At 58.0% G+C, this 17,858-nt stretch carries 15 protein-coding genes; 8 read left to right on the top strand and 7 right to left on the bottom strand.

Features of this window, described 5'->3' with window-relative positions; genetic code table 11:
- The 7 genes from HZ993_RS13185 to HZ993_RS13155 form a co-directional block, all read right to left on the bottom strand.
- Positions 1 to 1,173, bottom strand: coding sequence for a YcaO-like family protein (locus HZ993_RS13185; protein WP_209393203.1), 1,173 nt, complete (start codon positions 1,171 to 1,173; stop codon positions 1 to 3).
- A complete protein-coding gene (locus HZ993_RS13180) occupies positions 1,170 to 2,696 on the bottom strand; it encodes a TfuA-like protein (protein ID WP_209393202.1) in 1,527 nt (508 codons plus the stop codon). The genes HZ993_RS13185 and HZ993_RS13180 overlap by 4 nt, the downstream gene beginning before the upstream one ends.
- 1 nt (position 2,697) lies before the next feature.
- Positions 2,698 to 3,867 carry a hypothetical protein gene (locus HZ993_RS13175; RefSeq protein WP_209393201.1) on the bottom strand — a complete coding sequence of 390 codons (1,170 nt, stop codon included), beginning with the start codon at positions 3,865 to 3,867 and terminating at the stop codon, positions 2,698 to 2,700.
- A complete protein-coding gene (locus HZ993_RS13170) occupies positions 3,864 to 4,808 on the bottom strand; it encodes a UPF0489 family protein (protein ID WP_209393200.1) in 945 nt (314 codons plus the stop codon). Before HZ993_RS13170 ends, HZ993_RS13175 begins: the two co-directional genes overlap by 4 nt.
- Before the next feature lie 54 nt (positions 4,809 to 4,862).
- On the bottom strand, positions 4,863 to 7,937 hold the full coding sequence (gene lanM, locus HZ993_RS13165) for a type 2 lanthipeptide synthetase LanM (protein WP_209393199.1): 3,075 nt from the start codon (positions 7,935 to 7,937) through the stop codon (positions 4,863 to 4,865).
- Entirely contained in the window at positions 7,903 to 9,690 is a 1,788-nt protein-coding gene (locus HZ993_RS13160; RefSeq protein ID WP_209393198.1) for a hypothetical protein, read from the bottom strand. The genes lanM and HZ993_RS13160 overlap by 35 nt, the downstream gene beginning before the upstream one ends.
- A gap of 134 nt (positions 9,691 to 9,824) precedes the next feature.
- Entirely contained in the window at positions 9,825 to 10,169 is a 345-nt protein-coding gene (locus HZ993_RS13155) for an NHLP leader peptide family RiPP precursor (RefSeq protein WP_209393197.1), read from the bottom strand.
- A 344-nt stretch (positions 10,170 to 10,513) separates the two neighbouring features.
- Between HZ993_RS13155 and HZ993_RS13150 the strand changes: the two genes are divergently transcribed.
- From HZ993_RS13150 to fusA, 8 genes are all read left to right on the top strand, one after another.
- Positions 10,514 to 10,942, top strand: a complete 429-nt coding sequence (locus HZ993_RS13150) for a CopD family protein (protein WP_209393196.1) — start codon at positions 10,514 to 10,516, stop codon at positions 10,940 to 10,942.
- A 12-nt stretch (positions 10,943 to 10,954) separates the two neighbouring features.
- Positions 10,955 to 12,049, top strand: a complete 1,095-nt coding sequence (locus HZ993_RS13145; protein WP_209393195.1) for a VanZ family protein — start codon at positions 10,955 to 10,957, stop codon at positions 12,047 to 12,049.
- A gap of 10 nt (positions 12,050 to 12,059) precedes the next feature.
- Entirely contained in the window at positions 12,060 to 12,410 is a 351-nt protein-coding gene (locus HZ993_RS13140) for a ferredoxin (RefSeq protein ID WP_209393194.1), read from the top strand.
- Positions 12,411 to 12,495: 85 nt separating this feature from the next.
- Positions 12,496 to 13,152 (top strand): alpha/beta hydrolase, encoded by a 657-nt coding sequence (locus tag HZ993_RS13135; protein ID WP_209393193.1) that lies wholly within the window; start codon positions 12,496 to 12,498, stop codon positions 13,150 to 13,152.
- Between the two features lie 69 nt (positions 13,153 to 13,221).
- Positions 13,222 to 14,409: a D-alanyl-D-alanine carboxypeptidase family protein gene (locus HZ993_RS13130; protein ID WP_209393192.1), complete on the top strand. Its 1,188-nt coding sequence runs from the start codon at positions 13,222 to 13,224 to the stop codon at positions 14,407 to 14,409.
- Between the two features lie 105 nt (positions 14,410 to 14,514).
- A complete protein-coding gene (rpsL, locus tag HZ993_RS13125; RefSeq protein WP_011466063.1) occupies positions 14,515 to 14,892 on the top strand; it encodes a 30S ribosomal protein S12 in 378 nt (125 codons plus the stop codon).
- A gap of 177 nt (positions 14,893 to 15,069) precedes the next feature.
- Complete coding sequence (gene rpsG, locus HZ993_RS13120; protein ID WP_209393191.1) at positions 15,070 to 15,543, top strand: 30S ribosomal protein S7; 474 nt, start codon at positions 15,070 to 15,072, stop codon at positions 15,541 to 15,543.
- 146 nt (positions 15,544 to 15,689) lie between these two features.
- The gene (gene fusA / locus HZ993_RS13115) at positions 15,690 to 17,792 is read left to right on the top strand and encodes an elongation factor G (RefSeq protein ID WP_209393190.1); all 2,103 of its coding nucleotides are present in this window, start codon (positions 15,690 to 15,692) and stop codon (positions 17,790 to 17,792) included.
- Positions 17,793 to 17,858 lie beyond the last annotated feature (66 nt).

Below are 17,858 nucleotides of genomic sequence, written 5' to 3'. Positions count from 1 at the left end.
TTACCCTACACGCAGCTTGAGACTCGGCGCTATCAGCCGGACCACCGGAATGTTGATGTCCGGTTTGGTCAGATCGCAGCGCAGGATGTCTGTGTGGCCCGCCGCGACCAACAGTTGCAACAGCCGTTGCAGCGTTTGCTCAAGATCGTTTTCCGGCGACAGTTTGTATGGCTCGAAATCGCTCCAGGGCGTATTGGCTTCAATGTTCATGAAGAACTGAAATGCCTTGCTGCTCCAAACCTCCTGTGCCTTGCGGAACACAGGTTTGATGAGTGCGTCTTCGCGCGCCCCATGGATCATGGTCACCCGCGATTGAATCGCCTCGGTGATGGCCCGTGAGGCCGCTACTGCGGGGTCCAGGTGTGTTCCCCATCCCGTGTTAAACGTCGACCCTGAAATCCAGGATTGTTCGTTCATCAGAATGGCCCAGAACGTATAAATGGAGATGGTGCTTTCGACCCGTAGGAGAACGAGTTTGGAGCCTGAGCGAGTGGCCATGTCTACCAGATGCCGGAGGTCCCCATCAACGACTCTGGCGAGATCAACGACCTTGCACTTCTCTTGGATGGGTATGCGCGCATGTCCCAGTAGTCCGGAGGCCGCATCGCGTTCGATCAATTCGTAGAGGGCATGCAGCGTGGCTTCTGTCAAATGGTTGCCGCTGGCCAGTCCGTTGGTAGTGGTCATGTGCAGCGAAGGAGCACGGTGGAAATAGACCGCGCTGGCCGGCACAAGGGTCCATTCGCCCGAAATTAAGTGTTGTGCCTGGGTCCACTCTACGATGTGCTTGTCAGAGTGGTAGTTGGCCTCCAAAAAACCGGCAACTTTTGCTGGATCAAGAAATTCCTGGCCGGTCGCACGCAATGCGGTTTGGCTGTGGCGTTGCAGTCGCGCCGGCTCGGGGGTTTCGCAATGGAAAAACTCTATGCCCTCCATCAGGGCAGACACCTTGGCGCTGGCATGGGTCAAGCCTTTCCCGTTCGATACCTGGAGGACCGCAGCGGTAGGGCGGATGGCGCAATACACGGGGATGCCAATGGTGTCCAGGTGCGTGACATCGGCGCAGCGCGTTATGCCACACCGCGGCAAGTGTGGTGTGATGCGGGTGAGGGTTTCTTCCGGAGAGCAGGTACGCCAGGTGCCCTGGTGGTAGGCGGTCAGGACAGAATTCATGGTGTGGCCTGTTGTTGTACATGGGCGCCAAGTGCGCGCACGGAGCCTGTGACCTGCATGTCTTGCATCAGAACTTGGGGAAAGGCATAGGTGCCATAACCAAAATGCACTGGCCCCTTTTCAAGCATCCATTGGTACATGGCCTGTTGGGACCAGACCAGGCGATATTGCTGATCGGTCAATCCGACGGTCTTTAGAAAGTGCTCGCGCGATGCAATGGCTTCGCGTTGTTCCCAGCGTGTCATGAATTGCTCCGTGACCTCTTCCGGAGCATGGATGCCGCGCGACTCCGCCCAGTTGGTTACCAGGCATCCAGCGACTGCGCGAGCACTCAGGTCAGCGCGTTCTTGCGCCAACCGTGCAGCCTGACCTGCCGGGTCGGTGGAGGCTTGGGTATACCACTGTGCCAGGGCTTCCACAGCAATACGCTGGTCTGTGAATGCGAAGCCCAGTGATTCTGGCGCTTGCTGGAGTAAATAGGCCTGTGTTGCACGCGCACGCACCAGTTGGTCGAATTCGCCCTGCGTCAAACCGACCTGGCGCAACCACAGCGTCTGGTCGCCCACCACATGTTTCGCCGTCCAATTGGCGTGAAACTCCGAGAGAAACCCTTGTGGGACGGACACGGCAGATGCAGCGGCAAGCTCCGATAGGTAAAACATCCCCGCACAGCGGGCGTGCTCGGCGGCCATCAAATCCGTATCGTTTTTGAGCACTTCAAACAGGGCGTGAATAGCCAGCAAAGCCCCGCTGGTGGCCAATATCCCTCGCTTGAGGGTTTCGAATGCGGGATAGGCAGTATCTACTACCGGTCTAGGAAACAGCGAGGTGGTTTGTGCCGATGGCACGGGCTTGGTATCCGCCAATCCAGCGCAGTAGCGCAACACGGCAATAGCATCGTTCTGTTTGAGGTTGGCAGGGTTTTCTGTCAGCAAATCGGTCAGGTCACAACGCTGCATAGGGGGCAGGTCCTTGACCAGTGGGGACTGTAATAGCAGGTGGTAGGAGCGGTCGCCGAAAAAACGGCCTTTTGCAAGATCGAGCAAAGCGGCTGCTTGGGATGCAGTGAGTATGGCGCGTTCTACCGCTTGGCCAAGGGTGTAACGGATGTTGACCAGAGGCTCCGAGATGGCCTGGTATCCCAAGGCTTCATCGGCATGCAGCAGTGCAACCTCGTCATCACCATCTATGACGCCATCCCGGTACCACTCGTAAATTTGCCCATACCCGACCATGCCCAACTGGTCCAGCTCGGCGGCGCGTAGCGCCCCCATGCTGGCGGCGCCGATGACTGTAATGCCGCTGTCCATGGCGGCAACCAGCTCGCGTTGCCAGACGGGGGTGGTGTTGTGAAAAACGCCGTCAATGATGACGATGGTTTGTACGCCGGTGGCGATCAGGCGATAGACGTCGCCCATGCGCACGGGAGGGTAGTAGTTTGCACGCAGCAGGCGTTCTGCCTTGTGGTGTGCCAGGGAAGGACCGAGAAATACGGCAATCGGTGTTTGGGCGTCGTACTGCATATCAGGCGGCAGATGGGTGGGCGGCCACTGTTCTGGCTTGCCGGATGAACTCGGGTGTGATCCACGCCTGGCGCACCGCCAGATAAGCCTTGGCCTCCAGTGGTTGCCCAGGAACATACACAATTTTCACGTGGTACACCCACCGCATGAACATGCTTGCCGTGGGTGTGCTGGCGCTCGCCGAGCGTGCGCGCAAGTCGGCGGGCCAAGCGGATGGGTTCGTCCGCTCATGGAATCCACGCGACCATGCCAGCAGTGCATGGCGTTTGGCGTCAAGGCACAGGCCTTGTTGAACCAGGTGTTCGAGGAAGGCCGCCAGCCGTGTGGGTGTATCGCGGTCTGCACCAAAGGAGCATTCCAGTCCGATTTTGGGGCCAACCTGCGGTTGCAGATCAATGTCCAGGTCGACGCTGTCGGAGTCTGTATAGACAAAGTTCAACAAATCCTGGATGGCCTCCGGTTTCCCGGGCCATTGCACGGCCTCTAGATAACTAAGGGTCTCTTGCTGATTCATTCCCCGAATACACAGACGCAGCATGTTTGCGCCACCCGGTCGGCTGAGCATCATGCCAATTTGGAAGATGTTTGCGCTGGCCGGCAGTGCCCCCATGGCGGTATTCAGCGAAGCCGCCAAATCTGGCGCAACAGCCTGACCCATGCACAAGGGTAAAGCCTGGTCTAGCAACCAGGGTGGCGCAGTACTGCCGCGGCGTTTAAATAGCGCATCGGTGCCTATGAACAAAGAGGGAACGGGTGGAGCGGTTGCGCTCTGGCATAGCGTTGCCCCCATGTCGCCATCAATGTCGAACTCTAGCCAGACATTCTGGATGCAGCCATGCAAGGGGGAGGCGGGTTGCACCCATGCCTCGGCAAAGCTGCGGATCTGCTGCCACACCGGGTGGTCCAGGAATTCAGGGGGCAGTGGCTGCCCAGGCGTCAACCCTGCCAGTACATCGCGTCCACCTTCATTCGCCTTTGCACACAGCAGGAAATCGACTTCTGCGCGCGCGTCGCCCAGCCGGCTCTCAAAGCCGAAAAACTCGCAGATGCCGGCTGGCAAACGGCTGGCAAGGGCATGCAACGCGCGCAAATGCACTGCAGAAATCAAGCTGGGGGGCAGCTCCGGATCGACAGAAACTGCCAAATGCTGGCTCAGCGAGACCGAGCTCATGGCGTGACCGCCTGGGCTGCTTCTAGTTGGCGTGGCAGGGATCCATACACCTGGTCCACGGTCTTGATGTCCAGGTCATACAGGGTGGACAGACGTTCTAACAGGTTTTCCTCAATGAACTGCCATTGGTCGTGGGGTGTGTAACCACTGAAGCGGGAGCGTGCGATATCAATGATCTGGGGGTTGACCTGCTTGTCCCTGAGGAAGGCTACAAAACTGTCCAGGCGTTCAAGAATCGTGCTTTCGGATACACGCAGCGGTGTTGGTGCGGCCTCTGGGTAGTTCTTGAGGTACAAAAAGTATTTCCCATCTTCCTCCTGCATCTTGATGCGGCTGCCTTGGTTGATGCGCAAGAAGTGGTAGCGGTCGGTCTGAAATTTTGCATACTCTTCGGGAGACACTTCAAGCTTCTGTGGCAGGTTGACGGCGTCCTCGCAAGAAAAATAGTCGAGGTCAATGTCCAGGATGACCTTGTCCATGATGGGTAGCACATCGGCAGCGGTCTGGTGGCGGTAACGCACACAATGGCCATCGGTCGGCGCGGTGGGCGGCAGCGTCGCGTGGTTGTTGAAGACGTTGTAACCCGCAATTTCAAAGAGTTGACCAGACTTTCGGGGCGCACGGACGATGGCAAGCTGGTCTGATTTGCGTTCAGTAGACTGCCGTATCCACACCAGCTCTTTGAACAGGCCCAGGTAAAGACTGGGGATGATGAATTCAAAACAGGACAATTCGTCAAACGTGAAGCGGTAGATCGCGTGGAGGTCTGTGCCCAGGGTGTCTACCGATCGGAACAGCCGCGGAGCACCAATGTCGGCATGTTCATCGATGTGCAACAAGGTATTGCCCCCTGCAGCCATCAACTGGTGTTGAATGGCGTAATGCCAGATGAAGAATGCCTCGTGGTGTTCCTCCATGATGAAGAGCGGTGTCTTTGGCATGCGTGTTCTCTGCTCCGGGTTGTTCAGATGGTGAATGGAATATACCCAGATGCCTCAGTCCCACAATTGCACGCAGGGCAGGGTCGAGTCTGCTTGGTTTCGCAGCAGCGTATACCCAATGCCAGACAGGCCCTGGTTGAAGCCAGGAAAAAACGTACCCCTTGGCATGCCGGCAATGGTCTGGTATCCACCCATGGAACTTGCGTGGTTCGCCATGTCGCCCAGAATGCGCTGCGCGATGGCTTGGCGTTTTGGCTGATTCAACTTGCGAGACGCCGTGATCAATCGATCTGCGACGGAGCAGGCACCGTGCTGAAGATTGTCTGAGGTGCGCTGCCCGTCTGGGCGCCTTGGTGCTAGTGGGTCGGATAGCCAGTTACCCAACAGGTGATCGGACGCATGGTTTGCGCAGCCCAGCAAGGCATAGTGCAGGTTGACTGTTTGTGTGGCATCTTGCTCACAGGCCTTGCGCAGCGTCCCCAATGTTTCACTGCAGGCTTGTTGAAAATGCTCGGCATCGGTTTCGGCGTTTAGACGGTGCCAGCTTAGTGCCAGGCTGGGGGCTGTCAGCACCGCCAGGCGCTGTTCCTGGCGGTCCAGGCTGCTCCAGTGTGCAAAGAGTTGTTGCCCCCCCGCAATGGCAAGCTCTGTTTTTCCCATTGCCATCAAGCCCAGGCAGAGTTCCGAGTGGTCCGACACACTGCCCGGTCCTTGCGATAAGGCCCCCTTTGCGTCTGGCAGCCTTTGCACCAACCGGTGTGCAGCAGCCTCTATTGCTGGATCGTTCAGAAAGACAGCGATGCGCTGCAGGGCATACAACACGGAGCCAATGCCCGTGGCATGTGAATTGCGCTGAATGTCCAGTCGTTGAACGGCGGTCTGGATCGCGCGTTTAGCCAAGGCACCAGCGATGCTGTCACCTGTTGTGTGACTGTATGCTGCCAAAAAAAAGGCGATGCCCAAGATGCCGAATTCCCGGTTTAGCGGCACCATGTCAAACCTGAAACGTCCCGTGCCGGCAATAGGCACGGGTGCCATCCAGGTGACGCTTCCGTCGTCCCCAGCAATTGCCTTCTGTTGCAATTCGTCCGCAATGGCGCGGGCCATGGCTAAGCCGTTGTCAGCGCTTCGGGGTGTTTGGGTTGGGATGCCAGTAGATGGTTCTGGCCGGACGGTTGGATCTGTGTTCGCCGTCCGCGCAGCAAAGGCCCCGCGAAGAAACTCCATCTGCCGTGCGAGATCCGCCTCACTGAAGTTGCGCAGGCGTTGCAGCATGACTGGAAAGGTCGACTGCTCGAAAAGGCGTGGTCCTGATGCACCGAGTGACGACGGCAATGTGGTGTTGTGCGTGGTGGCGGGAATGAGTGGTACATCCAGCGCTTCCAATGCTGCGATTTCTGCTTCAACCAGCACTGCCAACGCGTCGGAGTCGGGCCGGGTTTGTACCGTTCGGTACAAGGTCTCCAGGACTATGCTGCGGTCAATGCCTTCGCGCAGGGCATGCGCCGAGAAAGAGGACGCAAGCAACTTGATATACACCGTTGTGTCGCGTAACAAAAATCGCACAGTTTGGTTGTTGAAGTGTCGTAGCGGTCCTTCACCATCGAGCAAAGCGTCGCGCTTGCCGAGCACAAAACCGTAGGTCTGCGCAAACCCCTGGGCAACCCTGTCTACCAGAACCGTTGGATCCAGTGCGCCGCTGTCCATTGCGCTCTGCATGGCATCAGACAGCGGTGATGCCGTGCGCTCATGCCGGTACCATGCGGCAGAGTGAGCACCCAACAGGCCGCCCAGACAACCTACGTCGGCGATGCTGCCATCGGCACCGGTTTTCAGTGAGGGCAAAAGACCCGTTCGCAAGACAGAGTGATCGGCCACCATGGCTGCTTTGCGCAGCGCATCTTGTTTCTGACTGGTTTGTGGCGTGGCCAGGCGAGGTTGCAACAGTGTTTCCAGATCAACGAGGACTGGTGATGTTTGCGCTGCAATCAGGTTGCTGTCATGCAGATCGGTTGCGTCTAGCAAGTAGCTGATGCACAGCAGTGCTCCGGTTGCAGCGCAGAACTGGAGGAGTTCTTCCTGCGAATGGCAGGGTGTGTGGTCGATTTGTTCAACCCAGGCATAGTCCGCCCGCGCGAGATACACCGGCTTACGCAGTGGGTAGGGTGTGCCCTGCCGTTCCAGCCAGTCCAGTAGATTGTTGTAGGCCAGATCCAGTGAAACAGACCGGGGTTTGTAGATTAGGCGCAGCCCCGACGTGAAATGCAGTCGCATCACCGACTTGCCCCCATGGTGCGGATCGGAAAGGCCACATTCGATGTGGGTGAGGTCTCCGAGCGGTGCCCCCGCCAGAAAGCAGCGCGCTATCGCCTCGGTGTCGGTGGTCAGGCGCTGTAGCCATTCGAGGGTGTTGCGCTGCCAGCGTTCCATCAAGGTACTGGCAGCCCGCGCTGCCACGCTGTATTCCAGTAGGAAACGGGCCAATCGCTGGGGTTGCAGCAGCGCCTTCGAAAAATGCCTCTCGACATCGGAGTCGTCGCCAGTTGGTCTGCCGTGCGTGATGTGCTCAACACTGCGCTCTGTGGTCAGTGCGGATTGAAAAACGAAGTGCAGGGAATGCGCCAAGCTGCTGGTAAGTGTGCGGTGGACCGTATCCGGCAATGTGTATGTACTGCCCGAAAGGGACAAGGCCAAGCCCTGGCGTGCCACCGCACAAAATGGTGTGTAGAAGTCTGCAAATGGAGGACCACCTGCGTCCGGGAGCAGAGTTTCTGTATCGGTGCGTGCGGCTTCATCCAGTACGGCGTCGATGGACTCCGTCCAATGGGAGGCAACGGTATCGTCCGTGCACGGTGGGGACGACAGAAGTTGGTCCAGGCTCTTCGGGTCTATGTTGCGGCGTGTCAGCAGATTTTCAAAGGCTGCAACGTCCCCTTTGCTACTAGCCTGGCACCATCGGTCGCGCCGTGTGCTGGCAAGAGCGTTCCCGGTAGTTGTGGGTGCCGCAGACAATCCGCGTCCCAACCGTTCGCGCAGGTTACTGGCGCGTGCCAAAAGGGTCCGTCTTTGTTCCTCTGTCAATGGCATCGTGCGTTCAGTGCACTGGGGCGGCAGGCCGAGCAGCACCATTCAGCGATGCGATGTAAGGAGGTAGCGCGAAGCGCGCAACATAGTCAGCCAAATCGGAGCAGCGGTAGCGGGGGTGTGGCGTTGCGCGCGCGACAGGGCCGTCGGCCCCTTCCACTGCGCTGTTGATGGCCAGTGCCATACCGGTGACGCCGCTGAACACGATTCGGTATCCGTCACGGTACAGGGAGAGGGCATGTACCGTGCCTTGGCAGCGGATGTGTTCGGTTGTGGGCGTCGAATCGGTCGGTTGCAGAAAAGTTGAATAAAACGGTGTGCTGATGGGCCATGGGCCGGCATCCAATAGGTTCAACAGCCGTATTTGGGCCAAACGCAATGCCGGGCCACGGTATCCCACTGAGTCCATGCACAAAATGGCCAGGCCAGTTGACAGCCCCACGTCATATTGACCATATGAGCCGTCCGGGTTGGCGCTGGATAGGATTTCTTCCAACAGCCGGTCCCGCAAGTGTGCCAACGCCGCATCGTCCTTGAGGGCCAGCGCGGTGCACCAATCCACAAGATAAGGGTTGGCGAAGAACAGGCCACTGCGGCGGTCGAAACCTGCCGCGATTACCGATGGGGGCGTCTTGGTGGGCAATTGGCTCTCGGTGCGCAATCCGCGAATCAGGCAGGTGGTGGCGAAATCGGCTTGGCGCCAGTGGGCGTTGGAAAAGTCGGATTCCATCTTGCCGTACACGTCGTTTTCTGCCGAGAGTTGCGGAAAGTAGGCGCCCTGGCCGTCTGCAAATGCCTCCAGGGCTTCACAAGGCACGGTTTGCAATACACCCAGCAAAACCAGTGCAGAGTCGGTTGCCGTGACGAGCCGGCCCCGGTGGAAAGCCCACAGGCCGTCCGACTTGGCGTCGTTCACAAAACGGACGAGTTTTTTGATGGCAAGGTCTTCATGCACCTGCAGCAGCAGTGCGGGCGCTGGTTGGGATTGGGTAATGGCCCTGATGCCCCGCGCCAGAAAGCCCAGTGGCACCAGGTCACCATAGGGGAACGGGTTGTCAGGTGATGGGGGTACGCAGGTCATGGCCAGCGGGCTCGCCATCGCCTTGACCGCCAGCTTGTGCAAAAAGGACTTGATGATCTGGCGACCTGAGGCCAGTCGGTCACTGAACGCACTTTGAAGCCCTTGCGCCAAAGATTCATTGATTTCGGCGTGCTCTATAAAGAACAGATTGCAGTTCTCGGTTCGTGTAAAACCTGACAACATGCCGGCCTTGATGTGCGTGGCCAGGCGGTTGCGAAAACGGGCGGTGTAACCAGCGGGCGTCATTTCTCCACCCAGATACTCCACTCCTATGACCGGGAGCAATTCGTAATGGCGTTGGGTTGGCTCTTGGCACAGCAAGGCAATTGCTTCGCCAGCAGTGGCTCCCAATGTGACGTGCAAAAACGCAGGCTGGGACCCGGGGCTGTGGCCTATGCCAATACAGTCTGCGTCTTCCAGTGGAAGGCCACGGAGTTGGTCCGTGTACCGGTCCAACATGGACGGTTCATGCTCCTGTTTGAGCGGAGTAGCTTCGTCACCCGCGGCGTGTAGATGGGCACCATGGGCCTGGCACAGGTAACGACCTTCTGAGGTCAATACAACATGGGAGTAGTGTGAGAGCTCGGTGTCACTGCGCAAAAAAAACATGCGTTTGATGACATCCGGTTCGGCGAACCGAGCGATGGCATCCAGGCGGAAAAAGACCAGCCATTGGAGTCTGGCCGGTAGCGCTCGGAGGACTTCCAGAGTGTGCATGGTGTTTTTCGGGTGAAAAAAAACACCCGGATCAAATCAATCTGGATGTTCAGTTCTGTAGGTCTTGCCTTTGGGGTCACCGCACGCTGACTCCGTAGGGGAGCGTGGGACCAGGAAGACTGCGGTTGGAGGTATTACCAGCCGTGGCGCGCCTTGGTCTGGTCATTGGCAATGGTGGCTCCGCCGACTGCGCAGGTGGCGATGGCACCAACAATGGCAACACCAATAAAAAACTCTCCGCCTGCGACTTTTTCCAGATCATCGTCGCTCAACTCACCTTGCGCGACCGGAGGAGGCAGCACGAAGTGTGTTTCGCTTGCAGAATTTTCATGCACAAACACCTTGGTGCCAGCAGGCTGACCAGAGTACTTTTCGAAAGTCGCGGTGGGGTTGGCTACCAGCTCTTTTCGGAAGTTGGGATCTTTCAAGGCTTGGACCGTAATGGCATCTGACAACTCTTTGTACGTAATATCAGCCATGCTGAAACTCCTTTAATCTGAGTGTTAAGAAAATGCAAAAGGCAGACGAATGTACGTTGAGCTAGATCAACTGTCAAACAAAAAAAGTACGGCTATTTTTTGCGCACCTACCGCACGTGTCCTACGGAGCGCGGGACGCGCAAACGCAGCAAATTCCTCGGAATTTTTGGGGGCGGCTTGCATTTGGTCCGTAACTTTGCTAAATTCCGTTCCGGGTAGCTTGCTACCTCCCGCTTTTCCTCCCTGAGCGGGGCCTTGATGTGTGACAGCTAATAGGCTTACCACCCCAGCCCACGTGCTGGGGTTTTTTTTGCCTGGACTTTTTCGGGCACTACACTTCGCCCATGCTCTGGGTCAAAGCCTTCCACATCGTTTTCGTCGCCAGCTGGTTCGCTGGTTTGTTCTACCTGCCACGCATTTTTGTGAACCTGGCCATGGTGGCGCCGGACTCAGGCGCCGAACGCGCACGCCTGTTGCTCATGGCACGGAAGTTGTTGCGCTTCACGACCCTGTTGGCGGTGCCGGCCCTGGGTTTGGGCTTGTGGTTGTGGCTGGGTTACGGCATTGGTCGGGGGCCGGGTAACGCATGGATGCATGCCAAGCTGGTCGTTGTTGTGCTGGCCGTGGGTTACCACCATGCTTGTGCAGCCATCCTGAAGAAATTTGAGGTCGGCGCCATGGCCCGTGGCCACGTCTGGTTTCGCTGGTTTAACGAATTGCCGGTGTTGTTGTTGTTAGCCGCCGTGATTTTGGTAGTGGTTAAACCCTTCTGAGAAAGGCCTCGCATGCACAAGACAGCGGCCTGGCCACTGGCGCTCATCTATATGGGGCTGATTGTGTATGCCAGCCTCTACCCCTTTGGCGAGTGGCGTGACCAGGGCATTGCGCCCTGGGCCTTTCTGGCGGCTTCACTGCCAAAGTTCTGGACGGGTTTTGACGTGGCCGTCAATGTGGCGGGTTACGCACCGCTCGGTGGTTTGCTGGCCCTGGGGGCGTTGCGGACGGGGCGTTTTCGGCATGCCATTTGGGTGTCGCTTGCAACAGCCTCCCTGCTGTCGATGAGCATGGAGGTAGTACAAAGCTACCTGTCGGCCCGGGTTCCGTCGCGTGAGGACTGGTTGCTCAACACGCTGGGGGCTACGGTCGGCGCCATTGTTGCGGTGTTGCTGGCCCGTCTGGGTGCGATAGACCGCTGGAGTCAGATCCGCGCCCGCTGGTTTGGCCCCGAGTCACGGGGCGGCATTGTGTTGCTGGCGCTGTGGCCCATGGCGCTGCTGTTTCCGGCGGCCGTACCTTTTGGGCTGGGCCAGGTGCTGGAGCGGGTTGAAGAGACCCTGGGCGAACAGCTTGTCGACACGCCTTTTCTGGATTGGCTGCCGGTGCGCGAGACCGAGCTGCAGCCCTTGGTGCCCGGCGCCGAGATGGTGTGTGTGACGCTGGGGCTGTTGATTCCGTGCCTGTTGGCCTTCTGTGTGATTCGCTCCCGCTCGCGCCGCGCCGCCTTTGTGTTGGGGATGGTCGGGGCGGGCGTAGCCGTGACGGCTTTGTCGGCAGCCCTGAGTTGGGGACCGATCCATGCTTGGGCCTGGCTGAGCATGCCGGTGCAATTCGGTATGGTATTGGCCGTGGTGTTGGCCATAGGCCTGGCCTTGGTGCCGTGGCGGGCCAGTGCGTCTTTGCTCCTGTTGTCTTTGGGTGTGTACCTGAGTCTCCTCAACCAGGCGCCCGAGAGCCCTTACTTTGCCCAAACGCTGCACGCCTGGGAACAGGGCCGGTTTATCCGCTTCCATGGCTTGGCCCAATGGCTGGGCTGGTTGTGGCCCTACGCCACGCTGTTCTATGTGTTGTCGCTGATCTGGCGGCGTGATGTAAAAAATTAGAATCTGCCTTATGACCGAACCCACCGCTCCCGTAAAACCCTATTACGCACACCACATCTTCTTCTGCCTCAACGAGCGCACCAACGGAGAGGCCAGTTGCGCCCAGCACAACGCGCAGGCGAGCTTTGACCGCTGCAAACAACAGGTTCGTGCGGCGGGTCTCGCCGGTGCCGGCCAGGTGCGCGTCAACAAAGCCGGTTGCCTGGACCGCTGCGCGGGCGGGCCAGTGGCCGTGGTTTACCCCGAAGGTGTCTGGTACTCCTACGTAGACGAACACGACATCGATGAAATCGTCGAATCACATCTGAAGAATGGCAAGGTGGTAGAGCGCCTGGTCACCCCTGCCCATCTGGGGCGATAGGGTCCTCTGGGGTGTCGATGTATGAGAAATCGCCCTCTAGCCCCCGTTAAATATAGTTAAGTAGCTACTAAATCGATAGCATTTTGTGAACATCCAAACCCGAAGATTTGTTGTGCAAGGCCCCGCCGGTGCGGTCGAGGCGCTGGAAGACCTGCCTACCCTGTCCGGCGGCGCCGCGCCGCGTGGCGTGGCGGTCATCGCCCATCCGCATCCGCTGTTTGGCGGCACCATGGACAACAAGGTCGTCCAGACTCTGGCCCGCGCGTTCGTGCACTGTGGTTGGCGTGCGCTGCGGTTCAATTTCCGCGGCGTAGGTGCCACAGAGGGTGTTTACGACGAAGGACGTGGCGAGCTGCAGGATTTGTTGGCCGTCATTGCCCACGGCGCCCAAGGCGACGCTACCCAGCCTTTGGCGCTCGCAGGCTTTTCCTTCGGCGCGTTTGTCACCAGCCACGCCGTCCAATCTCTGGGTGCACAACAGGCCCCGCAGCAACTGGTGTTGGTCGGCACGGCGGCCAGCCGTTTCACCGTCGCACCCATCGCGCCGGAGCTGCATGGCCGTACCCTGGTGCTGCATGGTGAGCAGGACGACACGGTGCCACTGGCCTCGGTGATGGACTGGGCCCGGCCCCAGTCCCTTCCGGTTACGGTTATTCCCGGTGTCGCCCACTTCTTTCATGGACAATTGCCGCTGTTGCGCAGTCTGGTCGTGCGCCACCTGCTGGCCCATACCGCTGCGTAATAGTCTCTCCGTCAACCTTGTTTCCCTACGCTGCAGCCGCTTCTGCGGGCTGTGTCCAGACCTACTCCGATGAAATCACTTTTCGCTGCCCTTGTGGCCACCCTGCTCAGCTTTTCCGCGGCTGCCCAAACGCCGCAGCCACCCGAAGTCGCTGCCCGTGCCTATCTGTTGATGGATGTCACCGCTAACCAGATCCTGGCCTCCAAAGACATTGATATGCCGGTGGAACCCGCCTCGTTGACAAAACTGATGTCTGCCTATCTCGTATTTGACGCCCTGCGCACCAAGAAACTGGATCTGCGCCAGACCTTGCCAGTCAGCGAACGGGCCTGGAAGATGCCTGGCTCTCGCATGTTTATCGACCCCAAGATGCAGGTTCCAGTTGAAGATCTGATCAAGGGCATGATTGTCCAGTCTGGCAACGACGCTACCATGGCGCTCGCCGAGGGGGTTGGCGGCTCCGCCGAACGTTTTGTGCAGATGATGAATGACCAGGCCAAAGTGCTGGGCATGAAGTCCACCGGGTACAAGAATCCCGAGGGCCTGACCGAAGCCGGCCACACCACCACCGCGCGTGACCTGAGTATCCTGGCCACCCGCTTGATGGCGGACTTCCCGGACTATGTTGGCTTTTACGCGATCAAGAAATACCGCTACCCGGGCACACCGGCGGCCAATGACAGCAACCGCAACCTGTTGCTGTTCCGCGATCCCACGGTCGATGGCCTGAAAACCGGCTACACCGAAGCGGCTGGTTATTGCATGGTGGCCACGGCCCGCCGCGATTTCACCAATCTGGCGAATCCGGGCGCGCCCGCCGGCACACCTGGCACATCCGGCAGTCGCCGCCTGTTGTCCATTGTGTTGGGTACGGCCAACGAAAGCGCCCGGGCCAACGAATCGCAAAAGCTGCTGAACTGGGGTTACACCGCCTACGAAGCGGTTAAATTGTTCGATGCTGACCAAGCGGTAGTGAGCGCAAACATCTGGAAAGGGGTTCAGCCTGCAGTGAAGGTGGGGCGTCCACAAGCGATTGTGGTGGCAGTTCCTCAGGGTAGCGGCGCCAAGTTGAAGACCCAGGTGGTGCGCACCGATCCGCTGGTCGCGCCCGTCACCAAGGGGCAGCAACTGGGAACGTTGAAGATCCTGGCGGGTGAGCAAGTCGTCGCAGAAGTGCCCTTGCAGGCACTGGAATCGGTCGAGCAATCGGGCATTCTGGGTCGGGCTTGGGATTCCATCCGCCTCTGGATCCGATAAACACTTGCGGGGAAACCCCTAAGCTGATACAGTAGAAGGCTTTTCGGAATTTCCGAAGGGATTCACGTTTTCAATTAGTTTCAAACGTTTAGGGACGTTTTTTAAATGCCAACCATCAATCAACTCGTGCGTCAAGGCCGTGAGGTCGAGACCATCAAGTCGAAGAGCCCTGCGATGCAGAACTCTCCGCAGCGTCGCGGTGTGTGCACCCGTGTGTACACCACTACGCCTAAAAAACCTAACTCCGCTCTGCGTAAAGTTGCCAAAGTGCGCTTGACCAACGGTTTCGAGGTTATCTCCTACATCGGCGGTGAAGGCCACAACCTGCAGGAACACAGCGTGGTGCTGGTTCGTGGCGGTCGTGTCAAGGATTTGCCCGGTGTGCGTTACCACATCGTCCGTGGCTCGCTCGATTTGCAAGGCGTGAAAGACCGCAAGCAGTCTCGCTCCAAGTACGGCGCGAAGAAGCCAAAGGCTAAGTAAATTGACCTGAGCCCAAGGCCTTAAAACCCTGGATTCGAAAAATAAAAGGTGTTTGTTTACTGCGTGGCGCGGTGAATAAACGAAGTGACCCGCTGTTTGGGTCGAGTAAGTGAGAGTCTTATTGAATAACTCTCGCGGTGTCCGTAAGGGCGCCAACTGAAGCAAAGAGGTGAAAAAATGCCACGTCGTCGCGAAGTCCCTAAACGTGAAATTCTGCCGGATCCTAAGTTCGGCAATGTAGAGCTGTCCAAATTCATGAACGTGATCATGGAAGGCGGCAAGAAGGCAGTTGCAGAGCGCATCATTTATGGCGCGCTGGAACTGATCGAGAAGAAGCACCCCGATAAAGACCCCGTCGAAGCTTTCACGGTTGCCATCAACAACGTGAAGCCCATGGTGGAAGTGAAATCCCGCCGCGTGGGTGGTGCAAACTACCAAGTGCCTGTTGAAGTGCGCCCTGTCCGTCGTTTGGCTTTGTCCATGCGCTGGATCAAGGAAGCTGCTCGCAAGCGCGGTGAGAAGTCCATGGCCCAGCGCCTGGCCAATGAGCTGCTGGAGGCTACCGAAGGCCGCGGCGGCGCCATGAAAAAGCGTGACGAAGTTCACCGCATGGCAGAAGCCAACAAGGCTTTCTCGCACTTCCGCTTCTAAGAGCGGCACCCGCGGCTTTCACGTGCCGGGCTGGTCCTGGCGGCGCAATGGCGCTGTCATGTTGGCCACCCACACTTTGAAAGCCGCACACCACGCTGCGCTGTGCAGCTGGTGGTTCATTGAATTTGATCAACCAAGGATCCATCATGGCTCGCCATACCCCCATTGAGCGCTATCGCAATATCGGTATCTCCGCTCACATTGACGCCGGTAAGACTACGACGACCGAGCGCGTACTTTTTTATACCGGCGTGAACCACAAGATTGGTGAAGTGCACGACGGCGCTGCCACCATGGACTGGATGGAGCAAGAGCAAGAGCGCGGTATCACGATTACATCGGCTGCTACGACTTGCTTCTGGAAGGGTATGGACAAGTCCTTGCCCGAGCACCGTATCAACATCATTGATACCCCTGGACACGTTGACTTCACGATTGAAGTTGAGCGCTCTATGCGCGTGCTGGACGGTGCTTGCATGGTCTACTGCGCTGTGGGCGGCGTGCAGCCCCAGTCGGAAACCGTTTGGCGCCAGGCCAACAAGTACAAGGTGCCACGTTTGGCCTTTGTGAACAAGATGGACCGTACCGGTGCCAACTTCTTCAAGGTCGTGGACCAGATGAAGCTGCGCCTGAAGGCCAGCCCTGTACCCATGGTGATCCCAATCGGCGCTGAAGAACACTTCACCGGCGTGGTTGATCTGATCAAGATGAAAGCCATCATCTGGGATGAGGCTTCGCAAGGCATGTTGTTCGACTACAAGGACATCCCCGCCGAGCTGGTGGAGTTGGCCAAAGAGTGGCGCGAAAAGATGGTTGAGGCTGCTGCCGAGGCTAACGAAGAATTGATGAACAAGTACCTTGAAGAAGGTGATTTGTCTGAAGAAGAAATCAAGTTCGGTATTCGCAAGCGCACCATTGCCAGCGAAATCCAGCCCATGTATTGCGGCTCCGCCTTCAAGAACAAGGGCGTGCAACGTATGTTGGACGCTGTGATCGAATTCATGCCATCGCCAGTGGACATTCCGCCTGTGGGCGGCATGGACGAAGACGACGCTCCTGTGGTGCGCCAGGCCAGCGACACGGAGAAGTTCTCCGCGTTGGCATTCAAGCTGATGACGGATCCATTTGTGGGTCAGTTGACCTTTGTGCGTGTTTACTCTGGCGTTCTGCAAAAGGGCGACACCGTATACAACCCGATCCGTGGCAAAAAAGAGCGTATCGGCCGTATCGTGCAAATGCACGCCAACAAGCGCGAAGAAGTCACCGAAATTGTGGCTGGCGATATTGCGGCCTGTATCGGTCTGAAAGACGTCACCACCGGTGAAACACTGTGCGATCCAACGGCTGTCCTGACGCTGGAGCGCATGGTGTTCCCTGAGCCCGTGATTACACAGGCCGTGGAACCCAAGACCAAAGCCGACCAGGAAAAAATGGGTATCGCTTTGCAGCGTCTGGCCCAGGAAGATCCTTCGTTCCGCGTCAAGACCGACGAAGAGTCTGGTCAGACCCTGATCGCCGGTATGGGCGAGTTGCACTTGGAAATTATTGTTGACCGCATGAAGCGCGAATTCGGCGTGGACGCCAACGTGGGCAAGCCCCAAGTTGCCTACCGCGAAACCATCCGCAAGACCATCGAAGATGCCGAAGGCAAGTTCGTGCGTCAGTCCGGTGGTAAGGGTCAGTACGGACACGTTGTGCTCAAGATCGAACCCAACGAAGCCGGCAAGGGCATCGAGTTCGTCGACGCCATCAAGGGCGGTGTGGTTCCACGCGAGTTCATTCCAGCGGTGGAAAAGGGCATCCACGAAGCCGTCACACAAGGTGTGCTGGCTGGATACCCCGTTGTCGACGTCAAGGTGACTTTGCACTTCGGGTCGTACCACGACGTTGACTCCAACGAATTGGCGTTCAAGATGGCCGCTATCTTCGGGTTCAAGGAAGGTTGCCGCAAGGCTGGCCCCGTGATTCTGGAGCCTATGATGGCTGTGGAAGTGGAAACACCTGAAGACTACGCCGGCAACGTGATGGGCGATCTGTCCTCACGCCGCGGTATGGTCCAGGGCATGGAAGACATGGTCGGCGGTGGCAAAGCCATCAAGGCCGAAGTCCCCTTGTCCGAAATGTTTGGCTACTCCACAACCCTGCGCTCGATGTCGCAAGGTCGTGCGTCCTACACGATGGAATTCAAGCACTACTCGGAAGCTCCGCGTAACGTGTCTGAAGCCATCATGGCTGCACGCGCAAAGTAATTAGTTCCCTGTCTGCGACGGTGTGCCGCCCTGTTTTCCGTGCGGGGTGATCCAGCAACACCGTGC

The sequence above is a fragment of the Rhodoferax sp. AJA081-3 genome (assembly GCF_017798165.1).
Lineage (GTDB): Bacteria > Pseudomonadota > Gammaproteobacteria > Burkholderiales > Burkholderiaceae_C > Allorhodoferax.
Note: the sequence above shows the minus strand (reverse complement) of the source record. Positions and strands in the feature narration are given on the sequence as shown.

Coding starts and splice junctions, on each gene's coding strand:
- HZ993_RS13170 (WP_209393200.1), bottom strand. CDS start 4,808: ATGCCAAAGACACCGCTCTTCATCATGGAGGAACACCACGAGGCATTC.
- HZ993_RS13145 (WP_209393195.1), top strand. CDS start 10,955: ATGCACAAGACAGCGGCCTGGCCACTGGCGCTCATCTATATGGGGCTG.
- HZ993_RS13175 (WP_209393201.1), bottom strand. CDS start 3,867: ATGAGCTCGGTCTCGCTGAGCCAGCATTTGGCAGTTTCTGTCGATCCG.
- HZ993_RS13140 (WP_209393194.1), top strand. CDS start 12,060: ATGACCGAACCCACCGCTCCCGTAAAACCCTATTACGCACACCACATC.
- HZ993_RS13130 (WP_209393192.1), top strand. CDS start 13,222: ATGAAATCACTTTTCGCTGCCCTTGTGGCCACCCTGCTCAGCTTTTCC.
- HZ993_RS13155 (WP_209393197.1), bottom strand. CDS start 10,169: ATGGCTGATATTACGTACAAAGAGTTGTCAGATGCCATTACGGTCCAA.
- rpsG (WP_209393191.1), top strand. CDS start 15,070: ATGCCACGTCGTCGCGAAGTCCCTAAACGTGAAATTCTGCCGGATCCT.
- HZ993_RS13180 (WP_209393202.1), bottom strand. CDS start 2,696: ATGCAGTACGACGCCCAAACACCGATTGCCGTATTTCTCGGTCCTTCC.
- lanM (WP_209393199.1), bottom strand. CDS start 7,937: ATGGTGCTGCTCGGCCTGCCGCCCCAGTGCACTGAACGCACGATGCCA.
- fusA (WP_209393190.1), top strand. CDS start 15,690: ATGGCTCGCCATACCCCCATTGAGCGCTATCGCAATATCGGTATCTCC.
- HZ993_RS13185 (WP_209393203.1), bottom strand. CDS start 1,173: ATGAATTCTGTCCTGACCGCCTACCACCAGGGCACCTGGCGTACCTGC.
- HZ993_RS13160 (WP_209393198.1), bottom strand. CDS start 9,690: ATGCACACTCTGGAAGTCCTCCGAGCGCTACCGGCCAGACTCCAATGG.
- rpsL (WP_011466063.1), top strand. CDS start 14,515: ATGCCAACCATCAATCAACTCGTGCGTCAAGGCCGTGAGGTCGAGACC.
- HZ993_RS13150 (WP_209393196.1), top strand. CDS start 10,514: ATGCTCTGGGTCAAAGCCTTCCACATCGTTTTCGTCGCCAGCTGGTTC.